At 54.1% G+C, this 26,511-nt stretch carries 15 protein-coding genes; 11 read left to right on the plus strand and 4 right to left on the minus strand.

Going from position 1 to position 26,511, the window contains the following annotated elements:
* From GGR27_RS08530 to GGR27_RS08570, 9 genes are all read left to right on the plus strand, one after another.
* Window positions 1-519: a DUF1648 domain-containing protein gene (locus GGR27_RS08530; protein WP_168036997.1), complete on the plus strand. Its 519-nt coding sequence runs from the start codon at window positions 1-3 to the stop codon at window positions 517-519.
* Between the two features lie 32 nt (window positions 520-551).
* Window positions 552-1,823, plus strand: a complete 1,272-nt coding sequence (gene purD, locus GGR27_RS08535) for a phosphoribosylamine--glycine ligase (protein WP_168036998.1) — start codon at window positions 552-554, stop codon at window positions 1,821-1,823.
* Between the two features lie 100 nt (window positions 1,824-1,923).
* On the plus strand, window positions 1,924-4,737 hold the full coding sequence (locus tag GGR27_RS08540) for a two-component regulator propeller domain-containing protein (protein WP_168036999.1): 2,814 nt from the start codon (window positions 1,924-1,926) through the stop codon (window positions 4,735-4,737).
* Window positions 4,738-5,003: 266 nt separating this feature from the next.
* A complete protein-coding gene (locus GGR27_RS08545; RefSeq protein WP_168037000.1) occupies window positions 5,004-8,066 on the plus strand; it encodes a SusC/RagA family TonB-linked outer membrane protein in 3,063 nt (1,020 codons plus the stop codon).
* Between the two features lie 62 nt (window positions 8,067-8,128).
* Entirely contained in the window at window positions 8,129-9,598 is a 1,470-nt protein-coding gene (locus GGR27_RS08550) for a RagB/SusD family nutrient uptake outer membrane protein (protein ID WP_168037001.1), read from the plus strand.
* 72 nt (window positions 9,599-9,670) lie between these two features.
* A complete protein-coding gene (locus tag GGR27_RS08555; protein ID WP_168037002.1) occupies window positions 9,671-11,212 on the plus strand; it encodes a PKD domain-containing protein in 1,542 nt (513 codons plus the stop codon).
* Window positions 11,213-11,275: 63 nt separating this feature from the next.
* Window positions 11,276-12,952 carry a family 16 glycosylhydrolase gene (locus GGR27_RS08560; protein ID WP_168037003.1) on the plus strand — a complete coding sequence of 559 codons (1,677 nt, stop codon included), beginning with the start codon at window positions 11,276-11,278 and terminating at the stop codon, window positions 12,950-12,952.
* A gap of 7 nt (window positions 12,953-12,959) precedes the next feature.
* Window positions 12,960-13,814, plus strand: a complete 855-nt coding sequence (locus GGR27_RS08565; protein WP_168037004.1) for a glycoside hydrolase family 16 protein — start codon at window positions 12,960-12,962, stop codon at window positions 13,812-13,814.
* 78 nt (window positions 13,815-13,892) lie between these two features.
* Window positions 13,893-16,331 carry a T9SS type A sorting domain-containing protein gene (locus tag GGR27_RS08570; RefSeq protein ID WP_168037005.1) on the plus strand — a complete coding sequence of 813 codons (2,439 nt, stop codon included), beginning with the start codon at window positions 13,893-13,895 and terminating at the stop codon, window positions 16,329-16,331.
* 256 nt (window positions 16,332-16,587) lie between these two features.
* Here GGR27_RS08570 and GGR27_RS08575 read toward each other — a convergent pair whose 3' ends face one another.
* The 3 genes from GGR27_RS08575 to GGR27_RS08585 form a co-directional block, all read right to left on the minus strand.
* A complete protein-coding gene (locus tag GGR27_RS08575; RefSeq protein WP_168037006.1) occupies window positions 16,588-17,862 on the minus strand; it encodes a replication-associated recombination protein A in 1,275 nt (424 codons plus the stop codon).
* Between the two features lie 285 nt (window positions 17,863-18,147).
* Window positions 18,148-18,609, minus strand: a complete 462-nt coding sequence (locus GGR27_RS08580) for a GNAT family N-acetyltransferase (protein WP_168037007.1) — start codon at window positions 18,607-18,609, stop codon at window positions 18,148-18,150.
* A gap of 205 nt (window positions 18,610-18,814) precedes the next feature.
* On the minus strand, window positions 18,815-19,579 hold the full coding sequence (locus GGR27_RS08585) for a sugar transferase (protein WP_168037008.1): 765 nt from the start codon (window positions 19,577-19,579) through the stop codon (window positions 18,815-18,817).
* Window positions 19,580-20,333: 754 nt separating this feature from the next.
* Here GGR27_RS08585 and radA point away from each other — a divergent pair.
* Complete coding sequence (gene radA, locus GGR27_RS08590; RefSeq protein WP_168037009.1) at window positions 20,334-21,755, plus strand: DNA repair protein RadA; 1,422 nt, start codon at window positions 20,334-20,336, stop codon at window positions 21,753-21,755.
* Between the two features lie 132 nt (window positions 21,756-21,887).
* Here the strand turns inward: radA and GGR27_RS08595 are convergent, their stop codons facing one another.
* The gene (locus GGR27_RS08595; RefSeq protein ID WP_245184495.1) at window positions 21,888-22,946 is read right to left on the minus strand and encodes an aldo/keto reductase; all 1,059 of its coding nucleotides are present in this window, start codon (window positions 22,944-22,946) and stop codon (window positions 21,888-21,890) included.
* A 373-nt stretch (window positions 22,947-23,319) separates the two neighbouring features.
* Here GGR27_RS08595 and GGR27_RS08600 point away from each other — a divergent pair, with 373 nt between their 5' ends.
* A complete protein-coding gene (locus tag GGR27_RS08600) occupies window positions 23,320-26,457 on the plus strand; it encodes a glycoside hydrolase family 2 TIM barrel-domain containing protein (protein ID WP_168037010.1) in 3,138 nt (1,045 codons plus the stop codon).
* Window positions 26,458-26,511 lie beyond the last annotated feature (54 nt).

A 26,511-nucleotide genomic window follows, 5' to 3' on the forward strand; every position in this document is an offset into this window, starting at 1 on the left:
ATGTCTAATCTCAACACTCCGGAAGATCCTCGACTAACCACTCCCAATCCGATGGATAATGGGTTATACCGGACGATTCCGCTCGCCTGCGTTATCCTCAGTTTCGCCACGGTGGCCATGCTTTGGACGGAACTGCCGGACACGATTCCACTGCACTTCGACGTAACGGGTGAGCCGGAAGCTTATGCATCCAAATGGTTGCTTTGGATATTGCCGCTTTTAAATTTGGGGGTGTTTTATTTATTGGCGAAGGCGGCAAATCCCGCGTGGCAAAAATACAGTGCGCCGTTGGTGGAGGTCACTGAGGAAAACGCCGTACGCCAACAAACAATTACGCTGCAATTACTGGCGCAGTTGCGTATCATTATCTGCCTGATATTAGCTTATCTCGCGTATACTTCCGCCCAAATCGGGGGTGGTTTGGGGAAGGGCTTGAGTATTCCAATTCTCCTCACCTTAGTTTCCTTAATGTTCAGTGTCGTCGCCATACACGCTTACCGTCAGATCAAAGCCAAGTAAGTACCTTCGCCGCCGAACTTACCGCAACAAATATGAACGTTCTCCTCCTCGGCGCCGGCGGCCGCGAACACGCCCTGGCTTGGCGCTTGTCCGAAAGCCCCCTTTGTCACCGACTTTTCATTGCTCCCGGCAACGCCGGCACGGTGCAGTACGGCGTGAACCTGGCGGTGGATCCGAACAATTTCGGGGCGGTGAAATTGGCTGTTTTGGACAACAACATTAGCCTGGTCGTCTGCGGTCCGGAGGAGCCGCTCGTGCGCGGTATTCAGGACTTCTTTAAGCGGGACGAGGCGCTGTCGCGGGTGCGGTTTTTAGGACCGAGCGCCGCCGCCGCCCAACTGGAAGGAAGCAAGGCTTACGCTAAAGTTTTCATGCAAGAATTTGGTATCCCTACCGCCGGTTACCGGGCTTTTACCGGGGAAACCCTACAAGCTGGGTTGGAGTACCTCGACGGCTCCGCCACCCCAATCGTCCTGAAAGCAGATGGTCTGGCGGCCGGCAAAGGCGTCGTAATCCTCGACGACCGGGAGGAAGCAAAAACGGAACTCAAAGCCATGCTCGACGGTAAGTTCGGCGCGGCGGGCAGCGAAGTCGTCATCGAAGATTTTCTGGACGGCATCGAGTTCTCCGTCTTCGTGCTGACGGATGGTAAAGACTTTATTACGCTCCCCGTTGCCAAAGACTACAAACGCAGCGGGGTAGGGGACACCGGCCCCAATACCGGCGGCATGGGCTCCGTCAGCCACCCACCATTCGTGGACGCCGACATGGTCGCCAAAGTCGAACAGCGCGTGATCCGCCCGACGCTGGCGGGTATTCAGGCGAGAAACCTAGACTACAAAGGTTTCATCTTCATCGGCCTTATTTCCGTAGCGGGGGAGCCCTACGTAATTGAATACAACTGCCGGATGGGTGATCCGGAAACGCAGTCCGTCATGGCCCGACTCGAGTCGGATTTCATGCAGCTCTGTTTGCAAGCCACGGACAGTGAAGTTTATGGCTCCACGGTTAAGATTAAGGACGAGCAGGTCGCTACCGTCGTGTTGGTTTCGGGTGGTTACCCCGGGGCTTACGAAAAAGGCAAGGTCATTACGGGCCTGGAAGATGTTGAGGATAGCTTGGTGTTTCACGCGGGGACGACGACGAACGATGCGGGTGAGACTATTACTAATGGCGGCCGGGTGCTGGCCGTGACGAGTTACGGGGAGACTTTTCAGGAAGCACTGGAAAAGAGCTACGATAATGCACGGAAAATAAAGTTCGAGGGGGTCCAGTTTCGGGAAGACATTGGTTTTGATTTGTAGCCACCGGCCCGGTGCCAAACCGTCAGTCGCCGGACGAATTTCCGCATGGGCTTCACCGGGTAAGTCTTAACACTTAACTTCCCGTTACTGAAGTTGCCCCATGCGGATCCTCCTTTTCTTCACCTTCGTGTTTGCCAGCCTCGGTCTGGCGGCCCAGGCTCAGCCACCTACGCGGACTTTTTCACCCGACGTATATCAAGGCGGTTCACAGAACTGGTCGATCAGCCAGGGCGAGCGAGGCTTCATCTACGTAGCCAATAACCGGGGTTTGCTGGAGTTCGACGGAGAACGGTGGAGCTTGTACGCGTCACCGAATGGCAGCATCCTCCGGTCGGTAAAGGTGATCGGGGACCGGGTCTACGTCGGTAGCTACCAGGAGTTCGGGTATTACGTCCTGCCCACCGAATCCAATTCCCGCGACGCCCCGGCTAGCAACGAACCCGCTTACGTGAGTCTGTCTGCCCCCGTAGCCGATCAACTCAGCGGGGATGAGCAGTACTGGAAGATCGAGGCTTTTGGCGAGCTCGTGCTTTTCCAGTCCCTGAATGAATACTGGCTATATAACCCTACGGATGGGCAACTGAAGCCCTTCTCGGCAAACAACGGCCTGACCAGGTTATTCGTGGTTGACAACGCGATCTACTTCACCGATGGGGACCATAATCTCTTTCGCGTCAGTGGGCAAGCAAACACCACGCCGCTCACGGCGGGCGGGGATCAGTACCCGCTGGTTTATCTCTGGAAAGAACGGGGGCATTTGTTCGCACAGACGGCCGATCACGGAACGGTAGAACTGGTCGGTGAGCAGTGGGAAAAACGTGCGCGTTACCCCTTTCTCCGAGGCCACCAAATTTATAGCGCCACGGAGCTCAGGAACGGGGGCGTAGCGTTCGGGACGATCTCCGACGGTCTCTACGTAACGGACCGCGACGGCCGGCTCGTGAATCAACTCGACCGGGTCGACGGACTGGCAAACAACACCGTGCTCTCCCTTTTCGAAGACAACCAGCACAACCTTTGGGTAGGAACGGATAATGGGATCAGCTGCGTTAACTTACAATCACCCGTGAAGAAATACACGGACCAAACGGGCAGGATCGGCACGGTCTATGCGGCAACCAAGCATCGTGGCCGACTTTATCTGGGGACTAACCAGGGCTTATTCATCCAGGACGATAATGGAGCGTCTCCGCCACAAATCGTGAACGGGACGCGGGCGCAGGTATGGGCACTTTTCGTGCATCACGGTACGCTCTTCTGTGGGCACGACCGGGGGACTTACGTGATAGACGGTGAAGACGCGAGATTGGTATCACCGGGTAGCGGCACCTGGAATTTCGTATCCATCCCAGGGCGGCCGGATTTACTTTTACAAGGGACTTATAATGGCCTGGCTGTACTGCGGAAGTCAGGGAATACTTGGGCGCTGCGCAATACCGTCGAAGGCTTCAACTATTCCGCGCGGTTTCTGACGACCCACGGCGAGCGGGAGGCTTACGTGAGCCACGAATACCGGGGCGTCTACGGATTGCGCTTGGATGCGGATTACCGGCGGGTGGTCGAGGAACGGCTCTACGGTACGCCGGCTAAGGAAAACAACGCTGGGCTAGTAGATTATTCCGGGCGGATCTACTATTATTCGGGGGCGGGCATTTATGCGTTGAAAAACTTTGAAGCGGGTTTTGCGCGGTCGCGGGTGCTGAGTGATTTGTTTGACCCGGCGGAATACACGTCGGGCAGAATGACGGTAGATGACCGGCGGCTATGGTTTTTTACGAATAGAGGGGTAAGTTTTTTGCATCCCGACGTGCTGGGTAACGGCCTGAAACGAAGCAGCATCCCAATCGCGGGTGAGCTCATCGATGCCAAACTAGGCTACGAAAATATCTATAACCTGGGTGGAGATACCCTGCTGATCGGGACGGCGGACGGTTATCTATCGTTGGCGCTTGCTTCCATACCCCTCCACCAACACCGGCTGCACTTACGTAACGTAAGCGCTTTACCTGCCGGGGAAGAAGCGAAGGACCTGGCGTTGGACGACGAACCGAACCTGCGCCACGGAGCGCATAATTTACGGTTCGAGGTGGCCGCCCCGGTGTACGATAAATACTTCACGCCCGTATATCAGTACAGGTTGCTGGGTCAATCGGCGGAATGGTCGGCCTTAAGCCCGTCGGCTACGGCAAACTTTTCGGAACTGCCGGCGGGGCGATACGTCTTTGAAGCTAGGTCTTTACTTGGTCGACGCGCTTCGGAGAACACGGTTCGGTATGCTTTCTCGGTGCGCCCGGCCTGGTACGCTACTTGGTGGGCGCTTTGCATCTACGCCAGCGCCCTGCTCCTCCTCATTTACTTGTTCCACCGAAATAATCGCCAATACTACGAACGCAAAGCAGCGCTGTTGGAGAAGGAGAACCAGCGTAAAATCCTGGTTCAACAAAGGGAAGCCGAACTGGAATTGACCCGGCTCAACAATGAACGATTGCGGGAAGACGTCGCGGGAAAATCACGGGAGATGGCGCAGTCAACGATGAGCCTCGTCAAAAAAAATGAATTGCTTCAACGGATCAAAGACGAACTGAAGGCTAAACGACCCGCCGAAAATAACGTCGCCAAAGTGCTGCAAACGATCGAAGACAACATCGACGAAGCCGAAACTTGGAACGTTTTCAAGCACGCCTTCGAAAACGCCGATCAGGACTTTTTCAAGAAAGTTAAAGAACGCCATCCTTCTCTGACGCCGAGCGACCTCAAAGTCTGTGCCTACCTGCGTCTAAACCTAAGTACTAAAGAGATCGCTTCGATGCTCAACATCTCCCCCCGCAGCGCGGAGGTCAAACGCTACCGACTCCGTAAGAAGCTCGAACTCACGCGGGATGATGGCCTGGCGGACTACATCATTTCCCTCTAGCTCGGATAAAACACCCCAACATTACCCCTACAGTACTTCCGAGCCTAACGAACCCGGGGTGTTTGGTTGCGCAACCGATTGTCGCAAACACTAGCTTTTGAGCCGAATCCGGCGCAATTGGTAACCGATTGAGTTTTTGTAGGGGTGCCAAATACCGACGCTTGCGACACCGGCTGCTACTTTTGAGGCAGGCAAAAAAGGGCGATTTCCCTTTACCCGAAACGTGGTGATCAATCCGCCTTTCCGCTAGTAACTTAAAGTCAGCCATGCGTTCTAAACTTCTACTTTGTGCCCTCTTACTGGGCTGCTTCGGTCTCCACGCTCAGGAGGGCGTTGCTGTTTCAGGAACCGTCACGGACGCCACTTCCGGCGAGTCGTTGATCGGTGCCAGCGTGATCGTCGTTACCGGTGCCGACGGCACGGGCGGCGTTACGGGGACGGTTACCGACATCGACGGTGGCTACACGCTGAACAACGTTCCGTTGAACGCCACGCTCCGTTTTACCTATACGGGTTTTGCGCCTACGGAAGAGGTAGTGACCGCTGCGGGTATAATTGACGTTGCCATGGGCATGGACGCCCAGGCGCTCGACGAAGTCGTCGTGATCGGCTACGGCACCCAGGTGAAGCGTAACGTGACCGGCTCCGTCTCTACGGTAGACGCCGAAACGATTGATGAGCTCAAACCCCAAAAGATCGAGCAAGCTCTCCAGGGCACGGTGGCCGGCGTCAACGTCACTACGCAGTCCGGTTCGCCGGGCGCGGGTCTCAACATCCGGATTCGGGGTATCTCGACGAATGGCCAGAACGCGCCGCTCGTCATTATCGACGGTTACCAGGGTGACCTGAGCACGATTAACCCGCAGGACGTGGCGACCATTACGGTACTAAAGGATGCGCAAGCGGCCGTCTACGGAACGATCGGAGCGAACGGCGTCATTCTCATTACTACCAAAACGGGCAAGAAGAACTCACCCACCAGCTTTAGCTACAATACGTATTACGGTACGCAATCCACTAGCCGCAAACTAAACTTGCTCAACGCAACGGAGTACGGTCTGCTACTCAACGAGAGCTACGCCGCCGGCGGTCAGGCGCTGCCTTTCCCCGATGCTTCCCAACTCGGCGTCGGCACGGACTGGCAGGATGAGGTCTTCGAAACCGCACCGATCGTAAGCCACGATTTCACGGCTTCCGGCGGTAGTGACCGGGTGACTTACTCCGTCGGTGCTTCTTACCTCAACCAGGATGGTATCGTTGGTGGTGACAAGGCCGGCTTTCGCCGCGCGACGGGTCGCCTTTCCCTCGGCGTCGACCTGACGGACAAGTTGAAGTTGACCACCAACGCAATTTACACGTACATCGACCGCGATGCTTTGCAGGAAAACGGATTGGGCGCGGTACTCTTTAACGGGCTGAACGCCCCGCCGACGCTTCCCGTCCGGCGCGCCGACGGTGAGTTTAGTCTGATCCCCAACACCGCCGGCTTCGGCAACGAAGTCATCAACCCCGCCGCGCAAATTGCCAATACTTTCAACGATTATGACCTGAACAAGATCAACGGTATCGTCGGCCTCGATTACAATGTGATTGAGGGTTTAGTCCTGACCGGTCGGGTTGGTTTCAACACCTCCAACAGCGAGGGGCGGACCTTCAATAAGCAGATTAATTACGGCGGTAAAGTCTTCGACATTCAGCGGAGCAGCGTTAACCAGAACGCGATCAACGATAATAATTACACCTTCGATCTTTTCGGTACTTACGAGCGGACGTTCGCCGACGCGCACCACCTGACCGGGACCGTTGGAACGACCTTGTTTCGGGAGCTTGGCAACGGTCTGTTTGCCACTGGTTTTGACGTGCCGAATAACGATTTCGAATTCGCGGACATCTCACTGGCGACCGGTACGTCACCGGAGGGCGCGCGGGACGTTAGTTCTTACAGCTACGACGAGCGGCGCTTATCCTACTTCGGGCGGGTACAGTACGACTACCTTAGCCGCTACTTCGTCACCGCCATGTTGCGCCGGGATGCTTCGACCAAGTTCGGCCCGGAAAACCGCTCCGCACTTTTCCCTTCCGCCACCGCCGGCTGGATTGCCTCCGACGAATCTTTTTTCGGGGACGAAGGACTGGTCGACCTCTTGAAATTCCGGGTCAGCTACGGTATTCTTGGTAATGATCAGATTGTTAACAATGGTTTTATCGGTAGCCTAAGTGGTGAGGCTACGTACGTAATTAATGGTTTACTGGTCAACGGTACTGCCATTGGAACCTTGCCGAATCCTTCCCTTCAGTGGGAAGAGGCGAAGAAATTCAATGCCGGATTCGACCTCGCGCTGCTTGACTATCGGCTCAACTTTACGGTCGACTACTTCATCAACACACGTGATGAATTGCTGATCTCCAACATCCCCGTTTCCGGTATAGTGGGAACCGCCGCCCCCGGTGCTGGATCACCAACCGTCAATGCTGGTTCAGTGCGGAATAAAGGATTGGAACTAGCCATTAATTACCAACAGCGGTTCAATAGCGATCTAAAGCTTAATGTATCGGTTAACATGACGACACTTGATAACGAAGTCCTGGCCGTAAATAATGGAACGGGCTTTATTGAGGGTGGTGCTTTTGGGGTAGGGCAGGATCTATCTCCCTCACGCATGGAAGCCGGACAACCAATTGGATATTTTCTTGGCTACCAAACGGCCGGAATTTTTCAGAATGAAAGTGAGATCGAGGCACACGCATCACAATTAGAAGTAAGGCCGCAACCAGGAGATTTACGCTTCGTAGATACGAATGGAGATGGTGTAGTCGATGAGAGTGATCGCGTTAATATTGGTGACCCGATTGCGGATTACACCTTTGGTGGTAACGTGCGGGTGGACTTTAAAGGCTTTGATTTCTCCGCCTATGCTTTTGCTTCCGTCGGTGGTGACATCGTGCGGAATTACGAGCGCGCACTGCCCAACGTCAACCGGTCAGATTATTTCCTCGGCCGCTGGACGGGAGCGGGAACGAGTACGGAAATTCCCCGCGCGACAACCGCTGCCACCTCAAACAACGTTTTTTCTGATTTTTTCGTCGAGGACGCCTCCTTCTTACGCCTACAGAACGTCCAACTGGGCTACACGATGCCCTTCCGTAAGACGGCCGCTCGCCCATCCTCCCTCCGCATCTACGTCAGCGGCCAAAACCTATTGACCTTTACGAATTACCAGGGATTTGACCCTGGGGCATCCAGTGGCGACCCGATCGGTGGTGGCATTGACTCTGGATTTTACCCCGTAGCCCGCACCATACTATTTGGTGCCAACCTTAGCCTCTAAACGAGCAAAGCGAGTTCAATCCCATCCGATCAAGTTCAGTTTCGATACAAACTATCACGCAAATGAAATCCAAGGTACTTTCTCTTACGCTACTCTTATTCTTTGTTGTTACTGCCTGTGACGATGACTTCGTCGAGCGCACGCCCGTCTACGCCATTGATTCAGAAAATTACTTTAATGCGGAAGCAGATTATAACAATGCGCTGATTGCGGCTTATGACTTACTACAAGCGAGCTACCTCAACGTGATGCTCGGTGAGATCGCTTCCGACAATACCCTGGCCGGGGGCGAAACCGCTACGGATGCGCCCGGTATCCAGCAGATTGACGACATGATTCACACGCCGGTGAACGGACAGCTTAAAAATATCTGGGACTGGATGTTCGCTGGAGTGCAGCGGGCAACTTTCATCATTGAATTTCAGGATAAAACGGAATTTGAAGGACGAGCGCAGATCGTTGCCGAAGCGCGTTTTCTGCGGGCTTACTATAATTTCGAACTGACGAAGTGGTTCGGCCCCATTCCACTGAAGAGTGACGCACGTTTTGCGCTGGGTGATGAAAGTAGTATCCCCAGGGCGACGGTTAGCGAGGTTTACGACGCTATCGAATCCGACCTGACGCTGGCCATTGCGGACCTAGCGGTGGACGCCCCCGCCATCGGGCGGGTGAGCCGGGACGCGGCGCTCGCGCTGCTGGGCAAAGCTCACCTCTACCAGAAAGAATACGCCCAGGCGGCTACCGCTCTTCTCGGGGTGATTGACAGCGGCCGTTACCAGCTAGCGGATGACTACGCGAGTATCTGGGAGCTTACCGGCGAGAACGGTGTTGAAAGTGTTTTTGAAGTCCAGTACACGGACGCCGAGGGTGCTACTTTTGACTGTTTTCAATGCAGTGAAGGAAATGTTGCCGTTGGTTTCAATGGTATTCGTAACCACACAGGGCCACTGTACGATAATGGCTTCAGTTTTAACGTGCCGACCGAGGAGGCTTTCAATGCTTTTGAGCAGGGAGATAGCCGACAGGAGGTCAGTATTCTCGACATTGACGCGTGGGCTGCGGAGACGGGCGCTACGTTCGGCATCGGTAATGAGCATACGGGGTACTATAACCGCAAGTATATCGCCAGAAAAGGCGACGCGAACATCGGTGACCCGGTCTTGACCAACCCGAATAATTACCGGTCAATTAGATACGCTGATGTACTGCTAATGGCCGCCGAGGCATTCGCTTTTATGGAAATGAGCCAGGATGGAAAAGCTCGCGATTACCTCAACCAAGTCCGTCGCCGGGCTTTCGGAGATATGGACCATGACATCAGCGCCAGCGGTCCTGCATTACAGGATTTCATTTTACGGGAACGCCGGTTAGAGTTCGTAGGAGAGGGCCATCGCTTTTTCGATCTAGTTAGAACGGGTAGGGCCGCGGGTGCCATCGACGGATTTACGGCAGGGAAGCACGAAGTATTTCCCGTTCCTTTTCAAGAGATTCAGTTTTCGAACGGTAACTGGGAGCAGAACCCCATGTACTAACATAACCGTAGGTATTGGTGTGCAAACATACCGCATAGGTCTCCCGCCCTTCGCGCCACAATAAAATCAAACATGAAATTTTCCCATTTATTCATTTTCCTTTTCGCATTCACTTTCGTGTCCTGCGACGACGACGATGACCTCATCCCGAACATCAGTGACGTTGCCGCACCGAGTGAGTTGTCACTTGATTTTAGCGTTGCCCCCGATAATTCCGGGCGGGTAACTTTGCGGCCCAACGGGCGTGGTGTGACTTTATTCCGAGTTGACTTTGGTGACGCCGCCGTTGACACGTTGGCGGAGGTCTCGCCCGGTTCCGTAGTTGATTACGTGTATACCGAAGGGAGTTATACGGTAACGGTGGAAGCAATGGGCATCAATGGCCTAACGACTTCCGTCACGGAAGAAATTATGGTAAGCTTCGCCGCTCCGGAAAATCTGGACGTCACGATCGACCGGGTACCCGGCAACGCCTTCGGGATCGCAGTAAGTGCTACGGCCGATTTGGAAGCCAATTTCAGCGTAACCTTCGGTGACGAAGAGGATGAGGAGCCGATCTTTTTTACCGAAGACACCTCCATCGTCCACGTTTATGATGAAGTTGGTAACTACGAAGTCCGCGTGGTCGCCTTCAGCGGTGGCACCGCTACGACGGAGACGACCACTACCGTCAGCATTACCAATCCGGTACTCCTCCCCGTCACGTTCGAAGAAGTAGAACCGGAATTTGTCAGTTTCGGCGGTGGATTTGCTTCGGTAATCGACAACCCGGACGTCAGCGATGGCAACTCCAGCGCCCGCGTAGCCCAGCTTAATAGATCCGCCGGGTCCGAAGTGTTCGCGGCTAGCTTCATTGAACTGGGTGAGCCGATTGATTTTAGCACCCTGACGAAAATCCGCATCAAGAGTTGGTCGCCCACGGCCGGCACCCCCGTTACCATGAAGTTGGAGAACGCCGCTAACGGAGATATTTTTATTGAGCTTGAGCAGACTTCAACCGTAGCGAGCCAGTGGGAAGAAATCACGTTTGACTTTGTGGACCAAGATCTCACTCGCGAGTACTCCAAAATCGTGCTGTTCTACAACCTCGGCACGAGTGGCAACGATGAAAATTACTATTACGACGATATTGAGCAAACGAGTGGTTTGGCCGCCATAACGCTACCCTTAGACTTTGAGCAATCAGTAGATTACGTCTTTACCTCTTTCGGTGGTGCGGGTGCCAGTGTGATTGACAATCCGGATGTGAGCGATGGTAACGGTAGCGCAAAGGTGATGGAATTCCGCAAGGGGGTTGGCTCCGAAACCTTTGGCGGCTCGTTCATCGATCTCGACCAGGCGGTAAACTTTACGAACGGTCAGACGGTGAAGCTAAAAGTCTGGTCACCCAAAATTGGAGCGGAGATTAGGATTAAGATGGAAAACACCGATAATGCGGACGAGAACATCGAGATCTTTACAACCACCACGACGTCTAACCAGTGGGAAGAGGTTACGTTAGATTTCAGTGGTGCCGAAAGTCTCAACAACCTGCGACGCATAGTTTTCTTCGGCGACTTTGGGTTTTCCGGAACGGACGAAGCTTACTACTTTGACGATTTGCGCGTAGAGTAGCAGCATCGAGTTAGTGCAACACAAATAAGAGGCGCAGTAGCGGCCCCCGTAAAAAATAATATCATGAGACGTTCAATCAGTCTTTTTTCTTTGCTTTTTCTGCTGGTCTTCACGTCCTGTGACGAGGAAGATTATGCCTTCGGTGAAGTGCTCGCACCGAGCAGCTTATCGCTAACCACGGACTTGCAGGGCCTGTCCGCCGATATGCCAAATGGTGACGGAAGTGGTTTGGTCAATTTTGTCGCTACGGCCGACGATGCCATCACTTACAAATTTATTTTCAGCGACGGAACGACCGATGTTGTCCCTTCCGGCAGTTTTACGAAACGCTTCACCGTGGTAGGGTTGAATACCTACGACGTGACGGTAGTCGCCTCCGGCACCGGTGGCGTGGCTACTACGCTGACCGAACAATTGACCGTCGTAAATAACTTTGACGACCCCGAAGCCCGGGATTTTTTGACGGGCACCGGCACCAAGACCTGGTACTGGGCCGCCGACGAAGTCGGTCACCTCGGCGTAGGTCCGAATAACGACGACGCAAGGATAAATTACTACGGTGATTTCTACGGGGCAGCCCCCTTTGAAAAGGACGGTGCCGACGAGAGCCTGTGCCTTTACCAGGATGAGCTCATTTTTTCCCGCAACGGCGACCAGTTGCTGTATCAACTTAACAATGCTGGCCAAACTTACTTCAACGCTGGTTCAGAGGGCGTCGTCGGCGGTAGTGCGGGGTTTGACTTCTGCTATGAATTTACAACGGCCTCCACACCGCAGGTAGTGAGCTTTTTACCTTCTGAGTCCGTCGTGGTCGCTAATGACGTTCCCGGCCAGACCCGGGGAACGCTGATGGAATTCACAGATGGAGGCTTCATGAGTTACTACATTGGTCAAAACACTTACGAAATTCTTTCGATTACCGAGAGTCGTTTAGTGGTGCGTAGTATACCCGCGAACGATGCTGGCTTAGCTTGGTACCACATCTTCAGTTCCACTAAGCCGGAGCCAGGTGATACTGGCGGCGGAGACACGGACACTACGAACTACACCAACCCCGTTTTTTCCGACGAATTTAATACCGACGGCCCCCCCGACCCCGCCAAGTGGGGATACAACAACGGCACCGGCAATAACGGCTGGGGCAACGGTGAATCTCAATTCTATACGGATCGGTCGGAGAACGTAGCCGTCGAAGACGGTAACTTACGCATTACGCTCAAGCGTGAAAATTTATCTGGCTCGGAATTCACTTCCTCGCGCTTGGTGACGGAAGACAAATTTGAATTCACTTACGGTCGTATCGATATTCGGGCACAACTCCCCTCTGGCGGCGGCACCTGGCCCGCGCTCTGGATGCTGGGCGAGGATTACGCGACGAACACCTGGCCGGGCTGCGGCGAGATTGACATTATGGAGCACATCGGGAATCGACAAAATACCTTATTCTCCAGCCTGCATTATCCCGGAAATTCGGGGGGCAACGCCGCCACGGAGGAAACGCAGGTTCCTACTATCTCTACGGAGTTTCACGTGTTCACCGCCATTTGGTCGCCGCAAACCATCCGGTTCTTCGTGGACGATGAGTTGTACCACACCTTCCCCAACGACGCATCGTTACCTTTCAACGACGACTTCTTCGTGATTTTTAACGTTGCCATGGGCGGTAATTTCGGTGGTGCCATCGACCCCGACTTCCAGGAATCTTCCATGCTGGTCGACTACATCCGGGTGTTTCAATAATTAGTGGATGAGATACTTGTCTGGTCTGTTAGTTTTTTCCGTCTGTTTTGCTTCCGCGTGTAACGTCACCTCCATCCCCAAATCAGCGAGTGGCGCGGACGCGGGTGCGGGGGTGGCGGGTTCTGAAGCAAAGATTTTACGTGAATCCCTCGCGGATCGTGCGTTACACTGGTCCGACGAATTCAACGGTACCGAACTCGATACCACCGCCTGGAACTACGAACTCGGCGACGGCTGCCCTAACCTCTGCGGCTGGGGTAACAACGAGCGGCAGATTTACACCCGCACGAACCACCGGCTCGAAGGCGGTAATTTGATCATCACGGCTGACAAGCACGGGGACCGATACACCTCTACCCGCATTACGACCAAGGATAAGAAGTCCTTCAGGTACGGTCGGATAGAAACGCGCGCTAAACTCCCGGCCGGCCAGGGCGTGTGGCCCGCGTTCTGGATGTTGGGGGATAACATCGACGAAGCGCAGTGGCCACTAGCTGGTGAAATCGATATTCTGGAATACGTGGGTCGCTCGCCGGGAGAGATTTTCACGACGCTTCACACCAAGGCAAATCACGGAAACAACGCCTCCACCAAAACTACTCGCTTCAAAGACATCGAAGTTGGTTTTCACCGCTACGCCGCCGAGTGGACACCGCAAATGATTACCTTTTTCGTCGACGACCAACTCGTGTTCACCTTTGCCCCGGAAAAGCGCAGCGAGGCTGTCTGGCCTTTCGATCAAGAGTTCTACCTGCTGCTGAACGTCGCCATCGGGGGTAACTACGGCGGCCCGGAGGTGGACGATTCTATTTTTCCCCAGGAATTTACCATCGATTACGTGCGTGTTTACGCATTAGACTGAACTAGCAACGGGTGTGTTGCTTTCAATCAGGGGGTGCATATTAACACCCTCAACTTTTTTACCTATAAATTCGCTCCAATGAAATCATGCTACACTTTATTATTCATGCTACTGTTCTCCGTTGGGGCTTTCGCGCAGACGTCTCAGGTCGATCTTCCCGTCACGTTCGACGAAGAAGGCGTCGATTACGGTTTAAGTGACTTTGAAGGCACTGCCTCCACCCTCATCGAAGACCCCGAGCAACCGGGCAACACCGTCGTGCAGACCATCAAGGGTTCCGGTGCCAAAACTTTTGCGGGCACGACCATCACGTCCGTTACTGACAACCCGGCTGGGTTTGCTACGCGTATTCCGCTCACGGCGGACGCTAGCACCATCCTGGTACGCGTCTGGTCCCCAACCGTGGGTACACCGGTCCGCGTAAAAATCGAGAATGCATCCGAAAGCACCGTAAGCGTAGAGACGCAAGTGCTGACGACGGTAGCCATGGCCTGGGACACGCTCTCCTTCGATTTCCGCAATCAGGCCGCCGGCACCGCCGCGGTTAATTTCGCTTCTTCCTACGAAAAGCTCACCATCTTTTTCGACTTCGACACATCGCGTGATTTCGACGCAACCTATTACTGGGACGACGTCATGCTCGCTGAAATGAACGATGACACCGGTGGTGGCAACGACCTGTCGGAAGTCGACTTCCCGGTCACTTTTGAGAACGACAGCATAGATTACGACCTGGGCGATTTCGGCGGTGCCGAATCCATGATCGTAGAGGACCCGGAAGACAGCGACAACACCGTTGTCCAATCCACAAAGCCCGTCGGCGCGATGACCTTTGCCGGTACAACGATTGCTACTAGCACCGGTTTTATGAACCGCATTCCCGTAACCGCCGATGCAAGCATCGTTCAGGTGCGCGTCTGGTCGCCAACCATTGGCACGACGGTCAGGGTCAAAATTGAAAACAATGCTGCCCCAGCCGTTAGTGTTGAAACTAACGCCGTAACCAGGGTAGCCATGGGTTGGGACACCTTGACTTTTGATTTTAAAAATGCAGCCACGGGCACGCCAGCGGTGAATTACGCTGCGGTGTACAACAAGCTGTCGATCTTCTTTGACTTCAACAGTACGCCGACCAAAGCTGCTACTTATTACTGGGACGACGTCATCTTTACCGGCACGACCGGTGACGGCGGCGACGGAGGAGGAGATGATGCCTCACAGGTGGATTTACCCGTCACCTTCGAAGACGACGACATCAACTATAATTTAATTGATTTTGATGGTACGACGTCCACGATCATCGAAGACCCCGTAGAACCGGGCAACACGGTTGCGCAGACGATCAGAAATGTTGGCGGTGCGACTTTCGCCGGTACGACTATCTCCGCAGCCGGCACTCCCGCACCTGGTTTTGCTACCCGCATTCCGATTACGGAGTCCACTAGCGTCATTACCATGCGCGTCTGGTCACCGGCCGCCGGCGTTCCGGTGCGTATGAAGATTGAAAATTCCAACGACCCGACGGTAACCGTGGAGACAGAGACCCTCACTACCGTTGACAGTACCTGGGAAACTTTGTCTTTCGACTTCAAGAACTCCGCAACGAACAATGGTAACCCTACCGCTGCGGTGAACTACGCATCAACCTACAATAAATTGACGGTTTTCTTCAATTTCGGAGCAGAACCAACCGAAGCTGCTACGTACTACTGGGATGACGTGATGATGGCTGGAGATACTGGTGGTGGTAATGACAACGTTCCCACGATGGCAGCCCCGACCCCCACGCGTGATGCTGCTAACGTGATCTCTTTGTTTAGCGATGCGTACACGGACGTCTCGGTTGATACCTGGCGCGCCGGCTTTAGCAATGGTGAACTTGAGGACATTCAGGTTGATGGTAACGCGACCAAAAAGTACACTAACTTGAACTTTATCGGCATTGAGACGACCAGTACGCCAATCGATCTGGAAGCAAGCAACATGAATACCATGCACCTTGACTACTGGACGCCAAACCTTACGGAATTGCGCATTAAATTGGTCGACTTTGGTGGAGATGGCTCGGGTGGCGCAAGCGCAGATACTGAGTATGAGGATACTACTTCCGTCACGGATTTAGGTCAGTGGGTAAGCCTTGATATTCCACTGTCTAACTTCCAGGATATCAACAAAACTGATATCAATCAGATCATCCTTTCCGGATTTCCTACGGGAATGGGAACGGTCTACATCGACAATGTATATTTCTACAACGACATAACCAGCACTAACGGAACTCCTGAGCTAGGGCTCTTGGAGGCATTCCCTAACCCCGCAATTGATCGGATGACCATTACGGCTCCCGAACGGATGGAAAGTGTCACGGTCTACAGCATCGCTGGTCAGCAAATCGGTCAGTGGATGCCTAATGCAGAACGAATTGAACTCGATATGAGTCAGTACGCGCCGGGTTTCTACGTCGCCCTCGTGGTGGCGGACGGCCGTGCGATGACGGTTAAGTTTATGAAGAAGTAATCCTTACTTCCTCACTTTAAAGCCCCCCGAAACTTTGGTTTCGGGGGGCTTTTCTTATTAATTAATCTCAAATACGTAGCGCCTTGGCACCTGCAGTCGCAATTGTTAATTGATATTACGCGGAACTTTTGTCACATACCACAAAGTATAGTGAAACAAAGCACGAAAGCACGGGAACCGCTCTTTTAGCCAAGCAACAATATCTCTTCCCTACACTTTTGTGTCTATGTGGCATAATCTGCTTGCGCAAGGTCAGTTAGTAATACTTCTTACCCCACCACTGCTTCAAACGTTCCAGAATCGTCCGTTCCGTAGGGTTGTTGGGTTTAGGGACAAAAAAGGCCGTTCCACTTAATTCATCCGGTAGATACTCCTGAGCACTAAAATTGCCTGCGTTATCGTGGCTATAATTGTAGTTCTTACCGTAATCCAGTTGTTTCATTAGTTTAGTGGGCGCATTGCGCAGGTGCAGGGGGACGGGCAAGGTGCCAGTTGTGCGGACGGCTGCCTGAGCGGCCCCGATGGCTGCGTAGCTAGAGTTCGATTTCGGACTGGTGGCGAGGTAAATGGTGGCCTGTGACAAGATGATACGAGCTTCCGGGAAACCAACCATTTGCGCGGCCTGCGCGGTAGTTGTCGCCAACAGTAATGCGTTGGGGTTGGCCAGTCCAATGTCTTCCGAGGCGGAAATGATGAGCCGACGGGTAATGAACTTGACGTCCTCACCACCTTCGATCATCCGGGCGAGCCAGTAGACGGCACCGTTCGGGTCGGAACCCCGGATGGACTTGATCATGGCCGATGCGATGTCGAAATGTTGGTCGCCGGTCTTATCGTAACGGGTGGGGTTAGAGTGGATACGGGCCTTGATCAGCTCGGTGGTGATGACCACCTCCTCGCCCGGTCCGGCGTCGTTCGTAACGAGTTCCAGTAAATTGTACAAGCGACGACCGTCTCCCCCGGAGTACCGGAGCAAACTATCGTAGTCTTCCACCCGCACTGCTTTGCCCTTCATCACGGCATCCCGCGCCAGCGCCCCGTCCACCATGCCGCGCAAATCATCCGCGCCGAGGGGCTCGAGAACGTAAACCTGGCAACGGCTCAGCAGGGCGGGAATGACCTCGAAACTCGGATTTTCCGTGGTAGCCCCGATGAGCGTGACCGTGCCCGCCTCGACCGCCCCGAGCAAGCTGTCCTGCTGCGATTTGGAAAAACGGTGGATCTCGTCGATGAAAAGAATCGGACTGGCGCGGTCGAAAAACTGCCCCCGCTTGGCCTTGTCGATCGTATCCCGCACGTCCTTAACGCCGGAATTAATTGCCGATAGCATGTAGAAGGGCACGTTGAGCTGACTGGAAATAATCTTTGCGAGCGTCGTCTTCCCAACACCCGGTGGCCCCCACAGGATGAAGCTCGGCAGGCGGCCCGACTGAACGGCACGGCGTAGCACCGCCCCCGGGCCGACGAGGTGAGTCTGGCCCACATAATCGTCGAGCGTAGTGGGGCGCATTCGTTCGGCTAGTGGCTGCATGGAGAAATATTAAGGATAAATAGTTGATTTCAGATTCGTGAAGCGACTACAATAAAGTTCGGGGGCGGGTTTTACTCCCGTGATTACTTTTAGCTGGTAATTGGTCGACTTTTAGCCCGGCTTCCGTGTAACGCGGTTCAAGATTCCCATCTGTGCGTTACAGTACCTAAGGCAGTGGATGAGGCGCTCCCAATGGTATTTTATTCAACGGCCCTGACGACACCTATGCACCATTCCACGCGGTTTGGCGGGGCAATAAGTGAATGGCGTCCGTGCCAAATTTTACTACCGCTGCGGGTTAAATAGCATCGCGCGGTGGGGTATACCGTCTTCATCGTACTCGTCGCCAACCCCAACGAAACCAACGGAGTTGTAGTAGGCTTGCAGGTGGGCCTGGGCACTGATCTTGATGGGTTGACCGCCCCAGAGCCGTTGGAGGGATGCGATGGACTCCAGCATTAGCGGCCTGCCGATGCCTTTGCCCCTGGCGAATGGTGCGGTAATCACCCGCCCGATGCTTGCGTAATCAGCGTAAGAGATTCCTTTTGGAACCAAGCGGGTGTAGGCGGCTAAGCGATCATCGTCCGTAGTGCCCAGGAGGTGATGGGAGTTTTGGTCTTTGTCATCTAAATCCTGGTAGGGGCAACTCTGTTCCACAACGAATACTTCGGCACGCAAGCGGAGTAAAGCGTAGAGTTGGCGGTTGGTTAAATCAGCGTAGGCAACCGTACGGTAATTGATCTTCATCGGCGCAAAGTTAGCTCACCGATTGCGGTCGCTGGCAGTTCGTGAGCGGGTGGATTCTACACAAACAACCCGGCCCCGGCGAAGCCGGGACCGGATTGTTTAATTCACCAGTGGATGACGAGTAAAGTTTTAACTATTTCACTCAGGCATTAGCCCGTGTGGGAAATACCACTGGTGGGAGGCGGGAGCGAAATACCGAGCACCCTTAGAGTGCGTTCTCCTCTTCACCCATTACGTTTGCTACCGTCTTAAGAATGCACTTGCAGTCTAGAAAGAAGTTCCAATCGCGGAGGTACTGGAGATCATAATCAACACGGCGCTCCATTTTCCACAGTTCTTCCGTGGGCCCACGGAAGCCTTTGATTTGCGCCAAACCGGTTACGCCAGGTTTAATGTCGTGGCGCTGTAAGTAATTCTCGATGCGTGAACTGTAGTAAGTAGTGTGCGCGACCATGTGGGGCCGGGGGCCGACGACGGACATTTCACCCATGAAGACGTTGATGAACTGGGGGAACTCATCCAGGCTCGAGCTGCGCAGAAAAGCACCGATCTTGGTAATTCTACTGTCGCCCGACGTTGCCTGAACGGTGTCGCTAAGTTTGTTGACGCGCATGGTGCGGAACTTCCACATGCTGAAGGTCTTATTCTTGTGGCCCGTGCGCTTCTGGCGGTAGAAGATTGGCCCCGGGCTGTCGCGCTTGATCAGAAAGCCGATGACGAGCAGCATAACGGGGAAAATGAATAACAGCACGGAGGCACTGAAGAGAACGTCGAAGACTCGCTTCAGGGTAGCCAGAGTGGGGTCATCGAGTGGGATGTCCTGCTCGTCATGAGCGGGTTCGGTCGTGGGGAAGAGAGGTAGCTTAAAGGTTTCAACCTGCGCCCGAAGCGGTTGCGGGTATAACTCCTTAAAGTCATTTGACTGCTGATGAGTCAGGGTACCGGGAAAATGAAGTAGTGAAAAAATCATGTTGTATGTGTTGTTGCTAAGAAAGAAGTAAAGGTCTTCGACTTGCTAGCTACACCACGAACGGAACAAAGGATATCAGATCGAATCTTAGCTCACGCAGGAGCAGAAGGTGAGATGCGACGGAATAAGCGACTTTTTAAAAGCGTGCCTAATACAAAACGGTCCTGAAGAGGTCGCCGCAGTCAAAGAGTATTGATTGTAGCGGATGCGCTCCATCGAGATGCCGACTTAAGGTATTAAGTCAAACTAACGGAAGCACGATCAAGAGTAGTAAGTACTAGTGTACGGCTATTTCAGTAGCCAAGTGTTTGTGTTGTTCTAGTGTAAATTAGGAAGGACGAAAAATGGTTTCAAAAGAACGGACTCCATATAGTCCGCATTGACAGTATACTTATTAACTCAATAAATACAGTCGCAATGTACTCTGAGCTGAGCCAATGAACCAAATTTATAGGTTGATAATTCTACATATGAACGTTTGAGGGGCGTTATCTGCCAAAATTTAACGTTTCGGTGCGTTGCGGGCGCGGATTATTTGCCAAAATCAGCCTCCCCTCGTGGAGTTAGGGGCTGATCAGAAACTCGTAGTAGCGAGCAATAAGGCGCATTTAGACCTAATTTACTTATCTAGAGTAGCCTCGCTTTTCGCCGCAGCGGCCACAAAACAGTGGACGGTTGCTGAAGTAAACGAGGGCTTGGAAATGCGCCAAAATGTTTATATTTGTGACCTCATAACAGCAGATTAAAACAAAACATGGCTAAAACTAAAACCGCCTACTTCTGCCGCAGCTGCGGTGCCGAATCGCCCAAGTGGATGGGCCAGTGCCCGAGTTGCCGCGAGTGGAATACGTTGATCGAGGAAAAAGTCGTCAAGTCCAAAAACGAACGCCTCAACGATAAACCGGACTGGCGCGACGTCGGCGACGGGGCTGCCTCCCGGGCGAGTGGCGATGGCATTGGCCCCATGGGAAAAGGTCCCAAACCGGTTGCCCTCAGTGAAGTCGTGGCCGGGGAGGTAGACCGTTTGATCGCCCCCGACCGCGAATTGAACCGTGTCCTGGGCGGCGGTATCGTGCCCGGCTCCATCGTCCTCTTTGGTGGTCAACCCGGGATCGGCAAGTCGACCCTCCTGTTACAGCTAGCCCTGCGCCTCGGTAAAAAAGTGCTCTACTGCTCCGGTGAAGAAAGTGAGGAGCAAATCAAGATGCGCGCCGATCGGCTCGGTGGCGACATGACTAACTGCTACCTGATCACGGAAACGAACACTCACAAACTCCTTAAACACGCCGCGGCCATCAAGCCCGACCTGTTCATCGTCGATTCCATCCAGACCCTCGCTAGCCCCCACGTGGATAGCATGGCCGGTACGGTCAGCCAGGTTCGGGAGTGCTCCCACGAGCTCCAGCGGTTTTCCAAAGAATCCGGCATTCCCGTTTTTCTGATTGGCCACATTACTAAAGAAGGCTCCATTGCCGGCCCCAAACTGCTGGAACACATTGTGGACGCCGTCCTCCAGTTCGAAGGCGACCGCAACTACACCTACCGCATCTTACGAACCCTGAAAAACCGTTTCGGTAGCACGGACGAATTGGGCATCTACCAAATGGAAGCGACCGGTCTTCGGGAAGTCTCCAACCCTAGCGAATTACTCCTCTCCGAACGCGACGAAGATCTGAGTGGCTCGGCCGTCTGCGCGACGTTAGAGGGTATGCGGCCGATGCTCATCGAAGTACAAGCCTTGGTCTCAACCGCCGTTTACGGCTCACCCCAGCGAACCTCGACCGGCTACGACCCCAAGCGCCTGAACATGCTACTGGCCGTTTTAGAAAAAAGGGCGGGTCTGCCACTCGGTAACCAGGATGTGTTCCTGAACATCGCCGGTGGCCTCAAGGTGGATGACCCAGCGATCGATTTGGCCATCATTGCCTCCCTGCTTAGCTCTGCGATGGACGTGACGATTTCACCGGAAGTCGCGTTCGCCGGGGAAGTGGGTCTCTCCGGGGAAATCCGGGCGGTGACGCGCATCGAGCAACGCATTCAGGAGGCAGATCGCTTAGGCTTCCGCTCCATCTACGTCAGTAAGTACAACGTAAAGGGCCTCGACCCGGATCGGCACAGCATCAAGATCGTTACGATCAGCACGGTGCGGGAATTGTACGATGACTTGTTTGCGTGAAGAATTAGGCGGTAGATAATTAGGCGGTAGGAACGTAGGCGGTAGGCTGGTAGGCGGTAGGGCGAAAATTATAATCTTGATCAATTATCTACCGCCTACCGCCTACCGCCTACCGCCTACCGCCTAATCTTCCTAAACCGCCGGATCAGGATACCGCCCCTGCACCCCCTCAAGTTCCTCCATCACCTCCTCCGACAACCGCACGTCAATACTTTCCACATTCTCCCGCAGTTGCGCCATACTCGTCGCACCGATAATCGTGCTCTGGGTAAAATCCCGGTCGTTGACGAAGGCTAGGGCCATCTGCGTCAGGTTCAAACCGTGCTTCTTGGCAATCGCCGCGTATTCCTCGGTGGCGTGGAGAGAATTGTCGCCATTGTAGCGGCTAAACTGAGGAAACTGGTGTAGGCGCGCATCCTCGCGTTCCGTCTTGTTGAGGTACTTGCCCGTCAGGCGGCCCATGCCCAGGGGAGAGTAGGGGAAGCCGGCGATGTTCTCGCGTAGGCACACTTCGGATAGACCGACTTCGAACCCTCGGCTCAACAGGCTGTAAGGATTTTGGATGCTGACCGGGCGGGGCAGGCCGTGCACGTCGGCGAGGTGGAGTAAACGCATCACACCCCATGGCGTCTCGTTGCTCAGGCCCCAGTGCTTGATCTTGCCGGCTTTAATTAGCTCGGCCATTGTTTCGAGAATCTCCAGGAAGTCATCTTCCCACCGGTCGTTTTTGATGCTCTGGACGCCACGTTTGCCGAAAAAGTTGGCGCTGCGGGCGGGCCAGTGGAGTTGGTAGAGATCTAAGTAATTGGTCTGCAGCCGATCGAGATTTAGCTTGATGGCGTCGTTGATTTGGCGTCGGCTAAAGCCAAGGTCGCCACCCCGGATGTGCCGCGCCATCTTACCGGGGCCAGCGATTTTGGTGGCCAGGAAGATCCGGTCGCGCATCCCCGTTTTTTGGAGCCATTGCCCGACGATCCGTTCCGTCGACCCTTGCGTTTCCGCGCGGCTCGGTACGCTGTATAATTCCGCCGTGTCGAAAGCATTGATGCCGGCTTCAATGGCGTAATCCATCTGCTCGTAACCCTCTTCGGCGGTGTTTTGCTCCCCCCACGTCATGGTGCCGAGGGTAATTTTAGAGATGTTGTAGCCGGTGGTACCGAATTGATTATAGCGCATGGTTGAAGTAATCATTCCCCGGATCAATTGTTTGGTCGAGGGGGCGTCCCGACTTAGTCGGGACGGGTGCCGGGTTGACGGGGGCAGCTACTAACGAGCCAAATATGGTGACTAATTACGGTAAAACAGGTTGCTGAATTATGATACGTGTATCAGAATAAAGAAGATGTGTAACTGCATAGTGCTTTCGGCAAGGCGTATAATATTCTATTCGCAGGTCGTATATAAAATTTTGTTCTGAGCCAACGGAAAAAAGAAAGTGTTAATTTCATGGGGCAATCGGTTGCAGTCGTGCTTACTTTGGCCAGCAGCAAGCCTCCGTCGACGACTCCTTTTGGTAGCTAAATTGGTTTCTTGCCCTTACACCATTGTACAAAATCCCGCGGATATGCCCAGAAGCAACTACTTAATTATCATAGGTCTCTTGTTCCCATTCCTGCTTGCTGGTCAGTCCAACGACGTCCGGGTTCGCAACGATGGCGGTTCCTTCACGCTCACGGTCGACGGTAAGGAGATGATGATCAACGGAATGAACTGGGATTACTTTCCCATCGGCACCAATTTCAATTACAGCCTCTGGAACCAGCCGGACGATATCGTCCGCGCCGCGCTCGACGACGAGATGGGCTTACTGAGCAATATGGGCGTGAACACCATTCGCGTCTACACCGGCATCCCCGCCAAGTGGATTACCTACATCTACGAGCGCCACGGCATCTACACCATGCTGAACCACTCCTTCGGCCGCTACGGCCTGACGATCAACGGCGGTTGGGTCGCCAATACCGAGTACTCCGACCCGGCAACCCAGGAATTCCTGATGGCCGAAGTGATCGAGATGGTCTCTCAGTACCGGAACACGCCCGGGCTGTTACTATATCTACTAGGAAACGAAAACAACTACGGCCTCTTCTGGGGAGGTGCCGAGACCGAAGACATACCCATCGAGGACCGCAAATCGACGGAGCGCGCGCAGGCGATGTACGAGTTGATGAACGAAGCCACCGTAAAGATGAAGTCGCTGGACGACACCCACCCGGTAGCCATCTGTAACGGTGATCTTTTGTTCCTCGAACTGATTGTAGCGGCCTGTAAGGACGTCGACATCCTGGGTACGAACATGTACCGGGGGGCTTCTTTCGGCGATGCCTTCCAGAAGGTGAAAGACGACTTCAACAAGCCAATCCTATTTACCGAGTTTGGTGCCGATGCATTCAACGCGCTGTCTAACCAGGAAGACCAGAAGAGCCAGGCCTATTACATGGTCAACAACTGGAAAGAGATTTACGCTAACGCGGCCGGAGTGGGCGGCGCGGAAAATTCCCTGGGCGGATTTACCTTCCAGTTTAGCGACGGTTGGTGGAAGTTCGGGCAAACGGATTTTCTCGACGTACACAACAATAACGCTTCCTGGTCCAACGGCGGGTACACCTTCGACCACGAAGAAGGGGAGAATAACATGAACGAGGAATGGTTCGGTATTGCCGCTAAGGGGCCGACGAACGAGCGGGGTCTCTACCAGCTTTACCCACGGGCTGCTTACTACGCCCTCCAGAGCGCGCACAGCTTCGATCCTTACGGCGACGACGCTTCCGAGGAAAACCTCAACACCTACTTCTCCACCATCAACCTCCAGGATGCCGTACTCAAAGCACGGGGCGACAAGGCCGCCATGGAGCAGCAGCGCACTGGAAAAATTCAGGTTAGCCGACTCTCCGCTGAGTTTACCACTTTCAATACCGGCGGAAAATTAATCGCTACACCCAGGGATGCCGACCCGGATCTGGTCCGCTTTCCCGACGAATTAGGCTTCGACCACATGCAGTCCTTCTACGTGGGGCTCAAGGCCCAGCCAACGGCTAATCTTTCGGCGGAAGTACAGTTCAACATCCTGGGCAACGTAGCCGAAAACCCCATCAACGAAGTATTCTACGAGAACCGGGGCCGCGGCGTCAACATCAACACCGTTACCAATGGCCCGCAGGATCTCAATGACATCAACCGTCTGGCCGTCTACCGCACGGAAATCAACTGGACGGGCGATCAGTTCGACCTACGTGGTTTCTACCGGACGGGCCACTACCACTGGGGCTACGAAGGCGATTTGTTCGGTCTCTACCCGGAAGCGAACTACGGTCCTAACATCGATATCTACAACGGTAATGCACCATTGGGCGTCGAGATCGACGGCAAGAAGATGTTCAAAGGACTTAATATCGCCGTAGGTCCGGAACTCTGGTGGGGAGCGAATCCTGCTTTTTTGGTCCGCTACGGGCGTGAATTCGGAAAAGTGAAACTGACGGGTATTTTCCACGAGGACCTCGAACAACGGGGCGCTACGGAAAGCTCGTTCGCCATCCCGATGCCTAAAACGCGCCGCGCGACATTAGTAGGCGAGACCACGATCGGTGGCCTGGGCATTGAAGCTGGGGCTATGTGGGGCGGAAAGCCTTTGGAAGATCGTATTTTTCAAGTTTACCGGCCTGACGTCGATGGTTCCAAAGCTTTCCAGGACAAGATCGACGGTAGTGACATGTGGGGTGGTAAAATGAAAGTGACCTACTCCAAAGGCCCCGTCAACTGGTACGCACAGGCCGCCGCCATGGGGCTCGTCGCTAACGGCGGTGCGGACTACACGACCACCTTTACCGGTTGGCGACTCAGGGGTAACTCCGTCGGTAATCAGTACAGTGTGCTCAGTGGATTCACTTTTTTGATGGGCGACTTGACCATCGCACCCAACTTCATGTGGCAGCAACCCATCGAAGGCCCGATCCCCGACGACGTCGCGGCTCCGGGGCGCCCACGAAACATCTTCGACGATCCGTTTTCCGTGCGCGATAACCGGGAAACGGTTGCGGGGGAGATTTTATTCACCTACGACCCGACCCCCGCCACCTGGATGTACGCCTGGGACAGCGACCGGGCGGAAGACGCCAAATTTGCGGCCAGCGCGGGTTTCGTGTTCCGCCACCTGCCCACTACGCAGGACGCCGCCATCGGTATTCTGCCGGACGGCCGGACGACTTTCCCCTTCCCCGGTGCCGCGCCGGCCGAAGACCTCTGGGAAGCTCACGCTCGCATCGTTTCCAAGATTACCCCCGAGTGGGGCATCATTGCTAACCTATATACTGGTACCGCCCAGGCGAACGGTTCCGACCCCCGTAAGATCGAGCGGTCCGGATTTGACGTCCGCATGCTTTATAAGCAAGTGAAGTTGACGGCCATGTACAAGAATAACGACTGGGGCCCTTATGACTACCACCGGGATTTCAACCTCACCTTCCCCCACCAACTGATGCTGGACTTGTCCACTACCCTCGGCACGCCAAAATGGTTTGAGCTACCCGCTACGCAGATCGGTGTTCGTGGTACCTACCGAACCATGAACCAATTCTCCCCCCGGTACTGTCCGTCCCGCTCGCTCGAAGCGGGTGAGTTCGTCTGTGACCCGATGGCCGTTGGCTTCGACGACGGTAACGAGTGGGAGATTCGTACCTACCTCCACGTTAATATTTTTCAGTAAGCCTTCCCGTCAGCGCTCCCGTAGCGGGTGGCTCGACCAAACGTAACTATCCAT

The organism is Neolewinella antarctica, assembly GCF_011927835.1.
Classification (GTDB): Bacteria; Bacteroidota; Bacteroidia; order Chitinophagales; family Saprospiraceae; genus Neolewinella; species Neolewinella antarctica.